Annotated in this window: 7 protein-coding genes; 1 reads left to right on the top strand and 6 read right to left on the bottom strand. The window is 74.0% G+C overall.

Annotated features, from left to right (window positions below; genetic code table 11):
* Positions 1–87: 87 nt before the first annotated feature.
* The 6 genes from J5X07_RS06465 to J5X07_RS06440 form a co-directional block, all read right to left on the bottom strand.
* Positions 88–1,074 (bottom strand): CAP domain-containing protein, encoded by a 987-nt coding sequence (locus J5X07_RS06465; protein WP_341769426.1) that lies wholly within the window; start codon positions 1,072–1,074, stop codon positions 88–90.
* A 316-nt stretch (positions 1,075–1,390) separates the two neighbouring features.
* On the bottom strand, positions 1,391–4,789 hold the full coding sequence (locus tag J5X07_RS06460) for an ATP-binding protein (RefSeq protein WP_243896547.1): 3,399 nt from the start codon (positions 4,787–4,789) through the stop codon (positions 1,391–1,393).
* Between the two features lie 2 nt (positions 4,790–4,791).
* Complete coding sequence (locus J5X07_RS06455; RefSeq protein ID WP_208479054.1) at positions 4,792–5,583, bottom strand: DUF4194 domain-containing protein; 792 nt, start codon at positions 5,581–5,583, stop codon at positions 4,792–4,794.
* Complete coding sequence (locus J5X07_RS06450; RefSeq protein ID WP_243896545.1) at positions 5,580–7,067, bottom strand: DUF3375 domain-containing protein; 1,488 nt, start codon at positions 7,065–7,067, stop codon at positions 5,580–5,582. Before J5X07_RS06450 ends, J5X07_RS06455 begins: the two co-directional genes overlap by 4 nt.
* Before the next feature lie 157 nt (positions 7,068–7,224).
* Positions 7,225–7,599, bottom strand: a complete 375-nt coding sequence (locus J5X07_RS06445) for a HepT-like ribonuclease domain-containing protein (protein ID WP_208479052.1) — start codon at positions 7,597–7,599, stop codon at positions 7,225–7,227.
* Complete coding sequence (locus tag J5X07_RS06440; RefSeq protein ID WP_124934371.1) at positions 7,596–8,075, bottom strand: nucleotidyltransferase family protein; 480 nt, start codon at positions 8,073–8,075, stop codon at positions 7,596–7,598. The genes J5X07_RS06445 and J5X07_RS06440 overlap by 4 nt, the downstream gene beginning before the upstream one ends.
* A gap of 152 nt (positions 8,076–8,227) precedes the next feature.
* Here J5X07_RS06440 and J5X07_RS06435 point away from each other — a divergent pair, with 152 nt between their 5' ends.
* On the top strand, positions 8,228–13,246 hold the full coding sequence (locus tag J5X07_RS06435) for a DEAD/DEAH box helicase (protein WP_208479051.1): 5,019 nt from the start codon (positions 8,228–8,230) through the stop codon (positions 13,244–13,246).
* Positions 13,247–13,340: the final 94 nt, after the last annotated feature.

The following is a 13,340-nucleotide window of genomic DNA, read 5'->3' as shown; positions in this document are numbered from 1 at the left end:
AGGACGCGGGTGCGCCCGGGGCCAGTAGCCCCGGGCGCACCCGCGTGGGGATGGCTGCGTCCTGCGCAGCGCCGTGTCCGCGTCCTGTCAGCTGTGGCGGCGGCGACGGGTCCACATGAGGAACAGCCCGGCTCCGATCAGCGCCTGGGCGATGAGGGCCGCGGCGATGCTGGTGCCCGTGTTGGCCAGAGTCGGGCCGCCGGGGGTGCTGCCGCCGGCGGTGACCACGGGCGCGCTGGCGCTGGCCGTGACCCCCGGGACTGAGGGGGCGCCCGCCGTCTGGGTGCTTGTGCTGGTGGTCTGCACCGTGGTGGAGGGCGCACTGGGGGCGGGCGCAGTCGTCTCCGTGGCCGGGGCACTGGGGGTTGCCGGCGGAGCGCTCTCAGTGGTGGGCGGGGCGGCCGGGGCCGAGGTGGAGGGCGTGGGGGCCGGCGCCGTGGTCGTCGGCGGGGCCGGCGGCTGCTGGCTCGTGGGCGGAGCCGGGGGCGTCGTCGTGTCCGGCGGGGTGGTGCCCGTGCTGCCACCGTTGCTGCCGCCCGTCTGGGTCAGCGAGGAGGTGTCCGAGTAGGCCGCGAAGTTCTGGGTGGCGTACCAGGAGCCCTTGGAGTCCAGGGCGAAGCCGATGCCGATGGCGTTGGCATCGGGGTCGACCATGTTCTTGTAGTGACCCGGGGAGTTGAGCCACAGCTCGAACATCATGGTGCCGACATCCGCGGTGGAGGAGGGCCCGCCGGTGGTGGCGATGTTCTCCGAGGCACCGCTCCAGCCCGCGGGGTAGGACTGGGAGAAGGAGGGGTTGTGCTCCAGGAATCCGCCGGCGGCCATCTGCTCGGTCCAGCCCTGGGCCACGTTGTCCAGCTCGACGAAGCGGGTGACCGGCTGGAGGCCCTGGCTCGCTCGCAGCTCGTTGACCTTGTCCAGCACCGTCTGGGCGTAGCCGGCGCCCTCAGCGGTGATGGCGGAGGGCCGGACCCCCACGGCGGCGGGCGGCTCGGCCTGGACCGCAACGGCGGGCGAGGCGAGGGCGAGCGGTGCGGCGGCCAGGACGGCGGCGGCGATAGCGCGCTTGATCATCATGGTTGTTCTCTCTTGCTCGGGGCACGGCATCGCGGAGGTGATCCCGGGAACTGGGGATCTGCGTCGATGCGCGGTGGGACCAGCAGTGGGCTGTGCGGCCCCCTGCCTCCAACGCGATGTACTCAACCACAACCATGGCGTCATCGGCGCGTGATCCGACCGTGACCTTTCTGACGCCGTCCTGTGACCCAAGGGGGTGACAGGTTGGGCTTCTCCTGGTAAGTGGCTCCATGCGGGGGCGCCGTTCCCTGTGATCCCGCTCCAGGCGCGCCCGGCCGGGGCCAGTGACCACAGCAGTCGATCAGCAGCCGCCTCAGCCGGCGCCCCGCGCGCCGTCCTGCCCCACGGCGCCGCCACCGGGCAGCGCGACCTTCGGCTTGGCCCAGGAACGGCCGCGGGTGTCCTTGAGGATGTCGTACTCGGCCTCGACATGGGGCTCGATGGCACTGTACTTGTCGTTGGGGGCCCCGATGACCAGCTGGAATCCCAGGCCCCGCCAGGCGCCGATGGCCCGCTGGGTGAAGCGGGCATCGGCCTTGATGAGGGCCTCGTCGAGGAAGACCACGGCGTAGCGGGGCCGGGCCGCATCGGCGTCGCCGAGCTGGTAGCGCAGGGCGGCCCCCACGATGAAGGCGATGAGCTCCTGGGACTCCCCTCCGGACTTCTCCCCGATGTGGTCGTACAGGGCGGCATGCTCCTTGGTGCGGGCGTGGACCTTCTCGGCACTGATGCGCACATGCGTGCGCACATCGATGAGGGTGGCGACATCGGGGGCATCACGGCGGATCCTGTCGATGAGCCGGGACATCCGCCCATAGGCCTGCTCGCGCTGGGCGTCGCTGCTGGCCGCATCGATGAGCCCGCGCACCTCCCGCAGCTCCCTGCGGAAGCGGCGCCGCACCTCGGACTGGTTCTCGTGCAGGCTGATCTGCAGCCGGTGGTCGTCGTCGTAGAAGGGCAGATCCTCCATGATCCGGTTGACCGGCGCGATGCGCTCCTGGATCTCCCTCCGGGCGCGGCTGAGCGAGGAGTCCAGGTTGGTCAGGTCATTGCCCGACAGCCTCAGGAGGCTGTTGCGCCACTGGGCCTCCAGCTCGTGCAGGCCGCTGGTCTCCAGGTCCTGGAGGATCCGCTCGAAGTCCTTCAGGGAGGTGTCCGGGTCGGCCCGCAGGCTCGGGTTGGGCCAGGTGTCCAGGAAGCCCTCCAGGGTGCGGCGCAGTGCCTCGCGCTGCTGGCCCACGGTCTCCATGGCGGAGCGCCGGTCCTCCTCCACCAGCCGCGAGGCCGTCGAGAGAGCGGCATCGAAGCGCTCCAGCCGCGCGTTGGGCGAGGGGGCTGACCCGGTCCCCGCGGGCTCCTCCAGGGGGAAGCGCCCATCGAGGTAGGCCTGCTCCTCCTCGGAGAGGATGACCCCATCCTCCTCCCGCGCCTCATCCAGCGCCGTCTGGGCCTCGTCGACGGCATCGGTGTTGGCCGCCCACTGGGCCTCGATCTGCTCCTGCCTGGCCTTGGCGCGCCCGATCCCCTCGCGCAGGCCGTCGACCCGGGCCTGAAGCACCGTGCAGCGCTGCTGCAGCTCGGCGATCCGGGGGCTGGAGGAGGAGACCTCGGCGATGACCCCGCTCCACCGCTGGCGCTCGCGCTCCACGGAGGCGACGTCGATCTGCGCCCAATCGGTCTCCAGGACCCTGGCGCAGGCGCCGTGCCGGGCCTCCATGGTGTCCAGGTCCTCCTCGGCGCGCTCCTGCTCCCGCGCCGCCCGCTCGGCCCGCTCGCGCAGGGCGGAGATCTCCCGGTCCAGCTCCTCCAGGCGGCGGTGGGAGGAGAAGCCGAGCACATTGCGCCCGCCCTGCCCGCCGTGGGCGCCGCGGCCGCCCTGGGAGACCTGGCCGGTCAGGGTCAGGGCCCTGGGGTGGTCGCGCAGCTCGCGCGCGGAATCGACGCAGATGAAGCCGAACTGCTGCTCCAGGCGGTCCCTGAGCCAGCCGGTGAAGACGGTCTCGCGGTAGTCCAGGCGTCCCGGCAGGCTGCGGGGATCCGGCTCCCCCCGGCGCTCCAGGCCCGTGTGGACCCCCTCGTAGCGCAGCCTGGCAGGCGTGCGCACCGCGTTGATGGCCTCGCGGAATCGCTCCAGGTGGGCGGCATCGATGAGCAGGGTGGTGGCGAAACCGCCCAGCGCCAGGTTGAAGGCCTCGCGCCACGGCTCGAACTCGGCGCGCACCTCCACCAGCTCGCCCACGAAGGGCAGCTCGGAGGAGCTCAATCCCGCCGCCTCGGCCAGCATCCGCCGCGAGTCGTGGAGGCGGGTGGGGATGCTGTCCTGGCGTCCCCGCGCCAGCTCCCGCTCCGCCTGGGCCTCCTCCAGGTCCCGGCGCAGGGCGGTGGCCCGGGCCCGGGCCTCGGCGTAGGCGCTGCGCAGCGCCGTTCGGCCCCGCGGACGGTCCAGCTCGGCGCGCGCCCGCCGGGCCAGGGCGGCGAAGTCCTTCTCGGTGGTCACCCGCGCCTCCAGGCAGGCGGTGGCCTCGGCGAAGCGCTCGCGGGCCCGGCGCACATCCTCCAGGCGCCGCTCCACGGCACGCAGCTCGCGCTCGGCGGCCTCCAGCCGCCCTCCCCCCGAGTGGCGCACCACCTCCAGGGCCGCCTCGTACTCAGCCTGGGCCGTGCGCGCCGCGGCCTCGCGCTCGCGCAGCACGGCATCGGCCTCCCGCTTGCGGCCGTGCAGCTCATCCTCCACCTCGCGCAGCAGGCCCAGCCGGCGCTCATGGCGCCACAGCGCAGCCCGGGAGCCGGCCTGGGAGAAGGAGCCGATGCGGTCGATGAGCCGCAGGCGCTCGCCGGCCTGCTCGATCCGCTCGCGCATCTGGCGGATGGGCGCCAGGGCCCGCACCTGCTTCTGGGCGGTGACCATGCGCTCGCGGGTGGCGTCGAGCTCATCGAAGTGGGCCACCACCGCCTCGGCCGCCGCCAGGGTCTCGGGGGCCTCCAGGACCATGCGCTTGTAGAGCTCATCGACGGTGCTGATCTGCTGGCCGGCCTGGATCCTGGCCAGCAGCCCCATGGCCTTGGCGCCCGAGCCGGCGGCCCCGATGCCCAGCACCGAGTACATGCGGGCCAGGAACTCGCGGTCGGTGGCCATGGTCTCCAGGCCTGCGGCCCGCAGGGCCGGGGCCGCCAGTCGCTGGGCGGCGGCCTGCTCCAGGTCGGCCAGGTCGAAGGGGCCATCGACGACACCGCGCACCTTGACCGTCTCCTCCAGGGCGCGGGCCGAGGCGGGGATGTACCAGGCGCGCACCGCGGTGAAGCGGGAGCCGTCGTGATCGGCCCAGGTCATGGCCACCGCCGTCCAGGTGTCGCGGCCATCGCCGCGCAGGACGCGCATGCGGGTGCCCTCCTCGGTGCGCGACTCATCGATCTTGCCGCGCCCGTAGGACAGGATATTGCGCTGGTCCCCGCTGCGGGCCCGCCCCGAGACCCCGCCGTTGGAGGCGCCGTTGAAGGGGGTGGTGTGCGGCATCATGAGCGCGATGTAGGCGTCCATGAGGGTGGACTTGCCCGAGCCCGAGCCCCCGCACAGCAGGGTGGCACCCGGGGAGAAGCGGACGCGGTGGGGCCCGCCGTCGTAGCCGCCCCAGTTGATGAGCTGGAGCTCCTCGGCCAGCCACTGCTGCCCCCGGGACTGGGCGGGGATGAGGCCGAAGAGCGTGTCGAGCATGGTCACAGCGGGTCTCCTGGGTGCTCGTCGTCCACCTGGTGGGAGGGCGTGCCGTCGGGGGGTGCGGGGATGCCGGAGGCCTCGGCGGCCTCGGGGCGCTCCGGCTCAGGGCTCCCGGGGTGCTCGACTGAGTGCTCCCCCTGGCCCGTGTGGGCGCGCAGCCAGGCGTCGAGCTCGCGCAGGCGGTTGGCGCTGAGGATGATCTCGATGAGCGGGCTGATGAGGTATCGCCCCTCGGACTCCTCCTCGATGAGCCCCTCGCGGCTCAGCCGGTCCAGGGCCCGGCGGATCGTGGTCTGCCTCCTGGCGGTGTCCCGGTCGCCCTGGGCGAAGTAGCTGAGCACGGTCTGCTCGACCTCCTCGACGTCGACGCGGGCGGCGCTCTCCCCGGCGGTGGACTCGCGCTGGTAGACGGTGCGCAGGTAGACCAGGACGAGGGTCTCGGCGCGCGAGTAGGGCTCGTCGCGCAGCAGGATGGGGGCGTCGACGTCCTGGGAGCGGACCTGCTGCTTGTAGGCCAGGCCGCGGTCGAGGTCGATCACGAGGCGGATGAACAGGTCGTTGAGGCGGGACTCGATGACCTGCCGGTTGTCCACCAGGATCCTCCACTCCTCGCGGTGGCGCGCCGCCTCCAGGAAGCGCTGCCGGAGCAGGCGCACCAGGACGCGGCGCACCGCCGGCTCCAGGACGCCGCGGTCCCCGGGGAAGCACTGCTCGGTGTCCTCCTCCATGGGGACGGGCTCGAGGAAGGGGCCCTCCTGGTCCATCGGGGTGCTGGGGATCTCCTGGCTCACTGGCCGTCCTCCTCGTGGTGGGCGCCCTCGCGCGGGCTGCGGGTGCTGGCGGTGACGGCGGCGAAGGCGAAGCGGCGCACGGTGCCGTCGGGGCGCAGGGCCTCGACGACGCTGACCTCCTCGCCCTCGGTCATGCCGTTGCGGTGGGCGATCTCCAGCAGGCCCAGCAGGTCGACGGGGCGGCGGATGCCCTCATCCGCCGCCTGGAAGGCCTGGGCCAGGTCGAAGCGGTCGGCCTCCATGGCGGCGATGTGGTCCTCCAGCTCGCCGTAGTGGGGGCCTCCCCAGGCGCGGGTGTCGGTGTCCAGGAACTCGACGTCCTCGCCCTGGCGCAGCGGCTCGGGGGCCTGGGGCGGGTGCGGATCGCTGAGCGATTGGCGCAGGTGGCCCAGGTCGGCCGTCGGCAGGGTGCGCAGCGGGATGGGGGCGGGCCCGCCGCGGGGCTCCTGCATCCAGGACTGCAGGGAGGCCATGACCGAGCGCAGCAGGTCGTCGACCTCGCGGTCGCGCACGGGGTCGTGGGTGCGCACCTGGGCGGTGATGACGTGGGAGGCGCGGCGCTGGGCGGTGAGGACCTCCTGGACTCCCTGCTCGACCCGTGCGGCCACCGCCCGCAGCTCGCGCTGCTGGTCGGGGGGCATGAGCCTGGCGAAGGGGCGGTCCAGGACCTCGCCCAGCTGGTCGTTGAGCCGCTCGAGGTGCTCAGGGTCGCCCAGGAGGCGCAGGGCACCGGCGAAGGCCCGTCCCTCCGCGGTGGCCTCCATGACGTGCTGGCCGCGCAGGAGGTACTCGCGCAGGACCTCGCCCGTGGGCCGGATGTCGCGGCGCAGCTCGGTGACGACGTCGCGCTGCATGGCCTTGATGGACTCGGCCACCCTGGCGAAGTCGGCGGGCAGCTCCTGGGACAGGTGCAGGACGTTCTCGGCCTCCTCCAGGAGCTGGTCGTCGTCGACGGGCTCGATGTGCCCGCGGCTGACGCGCTCGATCTCGGCCTCGATCTCGGCGCGCTGGGCGACCAGGCGGGCCATGCGGGCCATGGGGCTGGTCTCGGCCGAGCGCACGAGCTGGTCGACGCTCTCCAGGAGGGTGCGCATGCGGGAGCGCGAGACGCGGGAGCGGCCCGCCCCGGTGCGGCCGACGATCTCCAGGGCGCCCACGGCGTGGGCTGAGAGGCGGTAGACCTCGGCGCCCTCCTCGATCTGGGGGATGAGCCAGCCCACCCGCGCCCAGTAGCGGCACAGGTCCCGCCCGGAGCCGGTGGGCAGGCCGCGCTCGTCATCGCCGTAGCCGGCGGCGCGCAGCTGCTCGGCGATGTCGCCGACCTCGGCGTGGGCCTCGGCCACCGGGACCGCGGGGCGCTCGGCGGTGAAGAGCAGGGACAGGGCGGCGACGACGAAGGGGGCGTGGCGCCCGTGGAGGAGGTCGAGGGTCGGGCTCTTGAAGGCCGCTGCCGCCCGCTGGTAGGCGGCCTGAGCTCGGAGCATGGTCACGAGGGTGAAGGCTAGCGGGTCGGCCGCCCGAGCCCGAAGCGCCCGGCCGCCGGTCCCCGCGAGGCCTCCGTCAGCCCGGCGGCATGCCGCTCAGAGGGCCGATGGCCCCACTGACCCCGCCACGGCCGACTGCACGGCGCACGAGCAGCCCTCACGCATGGGTATCGGCGGCGCCGTCCATACGCTGGCCGGCGCCTCGTCGCTCGATGGCGTCACGGAGCGCGTGAACAAGAACTGGCACATCCTCCTGGGCGGTGGTTGCCAGCACCTCTGAGTCAACGGCGACATAGCCGTGAACGATCCGATTGCGCATCCCGCGGATGACAGGCCAGTCGCCTCCTGCGACCTCGGAGCGGAGGCCCTCGGGCAATGCGCCAATGGCGTCGATTCCGGCCACGATCCGCAGGGCGACAGCGTCGAGTGCCATCATGTCCGACAGATCGCGCTGCGCATAAGACATCGCACGCTCACAGTGGAACAGCGCCTCCTGCAGGAGCTCATCCGGCGTTCTGCTCGTAGGGGTCACAGTGGTGTCGCCTCCGACATGACTCGATTCCTGATGTAGGGGGCGATAGTGGAGTCGGGGACGAGATCGACCTCCACTCCAAGGATCTGCTCGAGCTCGAGCTCAAGACGTGACAGCCGCATCAGGCCCATGGGCCTGTCCATGTGGAACAGCAGATCGATGTCGGAACCCTCTCGTTCCCGCCCCGTCGCGACCGAGCCGAAGACTCTTACCTTGGAGCCTCCCGCATCACCGATGATGCGAAGGACCTCGTGTCGATGCCGTCTCAGCCGCCTCGCAAGAGGGGTTGTGCCATGGAAGCGCACCAGCCGTGAGACCTCAGGCTGGGAGCGGCCGATGCGACGGGCGATCTCCGTTTGAGGCATACCCGTGTTGTACGCCTCCCGGACGGCGGCGACCAGGCGCGCTCTGGCAGCCCGCGTCGCCTCATCAGCCTCCCGGGCGACCTCCTCCAGGGATGTCGGTGCTGCGATCATGAACTGAATATAACAGATGCTATAACCTTCCTTGGAGGCTCGGGCGCCATGTCTCCGGCGCACCGGGCCGCCCTCATGCATGGGTGTCGGCGGCGCCATCCATACTGGGGGCCGTGACCCGCGGATCCCAGACTGAGCCGAACACTGGCCCGGTGGCGCCCGACCACGCCCCGGAGTCCTTCTCCCCGGCCACTCGCGCCTGGTTCGACGCGGCCTTCCCCGGCGGGCCGACGCCGGTGCAGGCCCGGGCCTGGGAGGCGATCGCCAGTGGGGGCAGCGCACTGGTCATCGCCCCCACCGGCTCGGGCAAGACCCTGGCGGCCTTCCTGTCGGCCATCGACCGGCTGGGGCGCCGGAGGCCACCAGGCGAGCCATCCGGCGGCCGGGCCGGCCGGCGCCGCGCGGGCAGGGGCGTGCGCGTCCTGTACGTCTCGCCGCTCAAGGCCCTGGGCGCCGACGTCGAGCGCAACCTGCGCCGCCCCCTGGCGGGGATCGCCGCGGCCGCTGAGGCGCTGGGCGAGGCGGCCGCGCCCATCAGCGTGGCCATGCGCTCGGGCGACACCCCCGCCGCCCAGCGCCGCAGGCTGGCAACGAGCCCACCGGAGATCCTCATCACCACTCCCGAGTCCCTCTACCTCATGCTCACCAGCAAGGTGCGCCAGACCCTCACCACGGTGGAGACGGTCATCGTCGATGAGATCCACTCCGTGGCCGGGCAGAAGCGGGGCGCGCATCTGGCCCTGTCCCTGGAGCGCCTCGACCTGCTCCTGGAGCGGCCCGCCCAGCGCATCGGCCTGTCGGCCACCGTCAGCCCCCGCCAGGAGGTGGCCCGGCTCCTGGGAGGGTCCCGCCCGGTGGCCATCGTGACCGACGAGGCCCCGGCCCTGCCCGAGATCAGCGTCATCGCCCCGGTCCCTGATATGGCGAGCCTGCCGAGCACCCCCGGCAGGCCGGAGGCCGCCGGGAGCGCCCCGGCCGCGCCCTCGGCCGCGGGCCGCGCGCAGGGGGCGGCGCGCCCGGCCGGCAGCAGCCGGGCGTGGCGATCGAATCGGGCCCTGCATCGCGCCCTGGCCCGCGGGGCGCCCGGCGCACCGGGCCCCTCGACACCCTCGATCTGGCCGCATATCGAGCAGGCGATCCTCGATCAGGTGCTGGCCCACCGCACCACGGTGGTCTTCGTCAACTCCCGGGGCCTGTGCGAGCGCCTGACCGCGCGCCTCAACGAGGCCCACGCCCGGCGGCTGGGCCTGCCCCGGGCCCCGCGGGCGGAGGCCCCGCCCCTCCCCCACCACCGGGAGTCCTGGAACGCGGGGGACGCCTCCCACGCCCCGGCGCTGCCTGCCGAGGCCCCCGTCATCGCCAAGGCGCACCACGGCTCGGTGTCCAAGGAGCAGCGCCTGGCCGTGGAGGGCGAGCTGAAATCCGGTGCGCTGCGCTGCGTGGTGGCCACCGCCTCCCTGGAGCTGGGCATCGACATGGGATCGATCGACCTGGTCCTCCAGGTGGCCCCGCCGCCGTCGGTCTCCTCGGGGCTGCAGCGGGTGGGCCGCGCCAACCACCACGTGGGCGGGCGCCCCCGCGGCACCATCTACCCCGTCCAGCGCACCCAGCTCATCGACGCCGCCGTCATCAGCGAGGGCATGCGCCAGGGGCGCATCGAGCGCACCGCCCTGGTGGCCAACGCCCTGGATGTCCTGGCCCAGCAGACGGTGGCGGCCGCCGCCATGGAGGACCTCGACGTCGAGGCCTGGTACGCCGCCGTGCGCCGCGCCGCCCCCTACCGGGGCCTGCCCCGGCGCGCCTACGAGGCCGTCCTGGAGATGCTCGCCGGGGGCTACGCCTCGGCCGACCTGGCCGACCTCGCTCCCCGGCTGACCTGGGACCGGCAGGCGGGAGCCCTGACCGCCCGGCCCGGCGCCCAGCGCCTGGCCGTGGGCGCCTCGGGCACCATCCCCGACCGGGGGCTCTTCCCCGTGGTCCTGCCCGAGGGAGCCCAGGAGGGCGGCCGGCGCCGCGTGGGCGAGCTCGACGAGGAGATGGTCAATGAGACCTCCGTGGGCGACGTCATCACCCTGGGCACCACCGCCTGGCGGGTGCGGGAGATCACCGGTGAGAGGGTCGTCGTCGACCCCGCCCCCGGCCGCAGTGCGCGCCTGCCCTTCTGGCATGGCGAGGGGCCGGGGCGACCCGCGGCCGCCGGCGCCGCCAAGGGCGCCTTCCTGCGCCGGGCCGCCGGCGCCATCGCCACCGGCCCCTGGCCCGCGCGCCTGGACGAGGGCGGCGGCGTGACGGAGGACGCCCTGGCCGACCCGGCCTTCCTGGCCCGCCTGGCCGAGGACGGCCTGGATGCCCGGGCCCGGCGCAACCTCATCTCACTGCTGCGCGAGCAGCGGGCGGCCACCGGCGCGATCCCCAGCGACACGACCCTCGTGCTCGAGCGCGGCCAGGATGAGAGCGGGTCGTGGCGCCTCATCCTCCACAGCCCCTGGGGCAGGCCCGTCCACGAGCCGTGGGCCATGGCGATCCGTGAGCGCCTGCGCACCACCATGGGCATCGAGCCCCAGCTGGTGGTGGCCGACGACGGGATCGTGGTGCAGATCCCCATGACGGAGCAGGAGGCGCCCGGGGCCGATCTGGTCGTCTTCGACGCCGATGAGCTCACCCGCCTGGTGCGCTCGCGGATCGGGGGCACTGCCCTGTTCGCCGCCCGCTTCCGGGAGTGCGCCGCCCGCGCCCTGCTCATGCCGGCGGCCCAGCCGGGGCGGCGCACGCCCCTGTGGCTCCAGAGGCTGAGATCCGGCCAGCTGCTGGAGGCCTCCCGGCGCTTCGAGGGATTCCCCATCAGCGTGGAGGCGGCGCGCGAGTGCCTTGAGGATGTCTACGACCTGCCGGCCCTGGCCGGGCTCATGGAGCGCATCGCGGGTGGGACGGTGCGGGTGGTGGAGGCGGCGCCCCACTCCCCCTCGCCCTTCGCCGCCCCTCTGCTCCTCGGCTACTCCAGCGCCCTGCTCTACCAGGGGGATCTGCCCCATGCCGAGCGCAGCGCCCATCTGCTGTCACTGGACCCGGAGGTGCTAGCCGAGCTCATGGGCGAGCAGACGGCCGCGGAGCTGCTCGATGCGGGGGTCCTGGAGGAGGTCGGCGCCCAGCTCCAGCGCCTGGCCCCGGACCGCCGGGCGCGCCCTGATGCGGAGGGGGTGGCGGACCTGCTGCGCGAGCTGGGGCCGCTGAGCGCCGGAGAGATCGCCGAGCGCTGCCGGGGCGCCCTCGGCCCCGAGTCCCAGGGCTCCCACGACTCTCAGGAACCCACGGCGGATGGGCCGGTGGGCGGGCAGGCCGATGAGACGCAGGTGCACGGGGCACTGGCCGTCCTGGAGGAGGCGCGGCGCGCTTTCACGCTGCGGATCGGGGGGTGCGAGGTGTGGGCGCGCGCCGAGGACGGCCCTGTGCTGCGCGAGGCCCTGGGCGCCGTCGTGCCCGAGTGGGCTGGGCAGCGCGACGAGGACGGCGCCGTTGCTGTCGCGGCTGAGGCGGCCCGCTCCCCTCTGGGCGAGCTCGTGGTCAGGTATGCGCGCACCCACGCGGTGGTCACGGCGGAGCAGGTGGCGCGGGCCTTCGGGCTGGGGCGGGCGGTGGCCGCCGAGTGCCTGGGGCGTCTTGCTCAGGAGGGCGCGGTCATGCGCCTGGGGCCGGTGCCGGGCCGGGAGGCCGGCGGCGAGCGGGAGGCGGGGCCGGGATGGATGGCCCCGGAGGTCTTCCGCAGGATCCGCGCCCGGTCCCTGGCGCGGGCCCGTGAGGCGATCGAGCCGGTGGGGGCCGCAGCCCTCCAGCGCCTGGTCCTGGATCGGGCCGGGCTCACCGAGCCCCGTGGTGGGATCGACGGCCTGGCCGAGGCGCTGGCCGCCCTGGAGGGGGTGTGGCTGCCCGCCGCCCTGTGGGAGGAGGCGGTCCTGCCCGCGCGGGTGGCCGACTACCGGCCGGCCATGCTCGACGAGCTCCTGGCCGCCGGTGAGGTGGTGTGGCAGGCGCGCAGCGGCCGGAGCGACGGGCCGGGCGGGACCGCCCGGGAGGCCCCACCGGGTGCGGCCGGTGGCACGGCTCGTGATGAGGGGGCAGTGGCCGCTCCCGATGAGATCGCCTTCTTCCCCTCCGATTCACCCCTGGCGCCCGTGGCCGACTCGGCCATGGCACTGGGCGCTGAGGCCGCAGGCCTGTGGGAGGAGGTGCTGGCGGGGCGGGCGACGGCGGGGTCCTTCGAGCCGGTCCGCCGCGCGCTGCGCCCGGCGCCGGCTCCTTCTCCCAGGCGGGTGCGCAGCCGTCGCGGGAGGGGCCGGTACGCGGGCCTGGCCTCGCGCCCACTCGCAGCCGCCGGCACGAGCAGTGCGGCCGGCACTGGCGGTCCGAGTGCGGTGGAGGCCGTGGTGGCCGGCAGCCGGCAGTGGCGGGCCCTGGTCGAGCCGGAGGCGGGCCAGGAGGAGCGCGCGTTGGCGATCATCGAATCGCTCCTGGACCGCTACGGGGTTATCTCCCGCGATATCGCGCTGGCAGCGGGGGAACGTGGCGGCCTGACTCCGCTCATGCCCGTGCTCCGGCGCATGGAGGACACGGGCGCACTGCTGCGGGGGCGCTTCGTGGAGGGGCAGGGGCCCTTCCAGTTGGCTGAGCGTGGGACGGTGGAGGCGCTGCGATCCGCGGCGCCGGGAGACGGCGATGCGGAGGCAGGGCCGTCGAGGGAGGACTCCATGGTGGTCCTGGATCCGAGGGATCCGGCCTGCCTGGTGGGTCGTGGCGTGGCCTGGCCCGAGCCCGTGCTGCCTGCCGGCCTCACTCAGCGCGTGGTCGAGGCAGAGGCGGCGCCGCGCCGCCGGGGTGCGCGCGTGGTGCTGGCGGGCGGCCGCCCCGTCCTGCACGCCACGGAGCGCATGCGGGCACTGACCTCGTTCACCGCCGATCGGGGCGAGCTGCTCGATGCGCTGGTGGCCCTGGTGGCTGAGGAGCGCCGCGCCGCCCAGCGCGGGGACCACCGGGGTGGTGCTCGGCGGTGCGTCGTCGAGGCCCTCAACGGGGTGGCCGCACTCGACCGGGGGATCAGCGCCCTGCTCGCGGAGGCGGGCCTGGTGCGCGACCCCCGGGGCATGCGCCTGGCCAGCGGCCTGCGGGAGTGCCCGTGACCCCTCATGATCCGCACGGCTGCCACCACCGGGATGGGGCGTGCTGCAGGCGGCGGATGAGCTGCCATCGGTGCCCCTGGCAGCTGTCGATTCT

The sequence above is a fragment of the Actinomyces bowdenii genome (assembly GCF_017592395.1).
Lineage (GTDB): Bacteria > Actinomycetota > Actinomycetes > Actinomycetales > Actinomycetaceae > Actinomyces > Actinomyces bowdenii.
This window is presented reverse-complemented; position numbering and strand designations above follow the sequence as displayed.

Excerpts from the sequence above, each read along its gene's own strand:
- J5X07_RS06465 (WP_341769426.1), bottom strand. The coding sequence starts at position 1,074 with ATGATCAAGCGCGCTATCGCCGCCGCCGTCCTGGCCGCCGCACCGCTC.
- J5X07_RS06460 (WP_243896547.1), bottom strand. The coding sequence starts at position 4,789 with ATGCTCGACACGCTCTTCGGCCTCATCCCCGCCCAGTCCCGGGGGCAG.
- J5X07_RS06450 (WP_243896545.1), bottom strand. The coding sequence starts at position 7,067 with ATGCTCCGAGCTCAGGCCGCCTACCAGCGGGCGGCAGCGGCCTTCAAG.
- J5X07_RS06440 (WP_124934371.1), bottom strand. The coding sequence starts at position 8,075 with ATGATCGCAGCACCGACATCCCTGGAGGAGGTCGCCCGGGAGGCTGAT.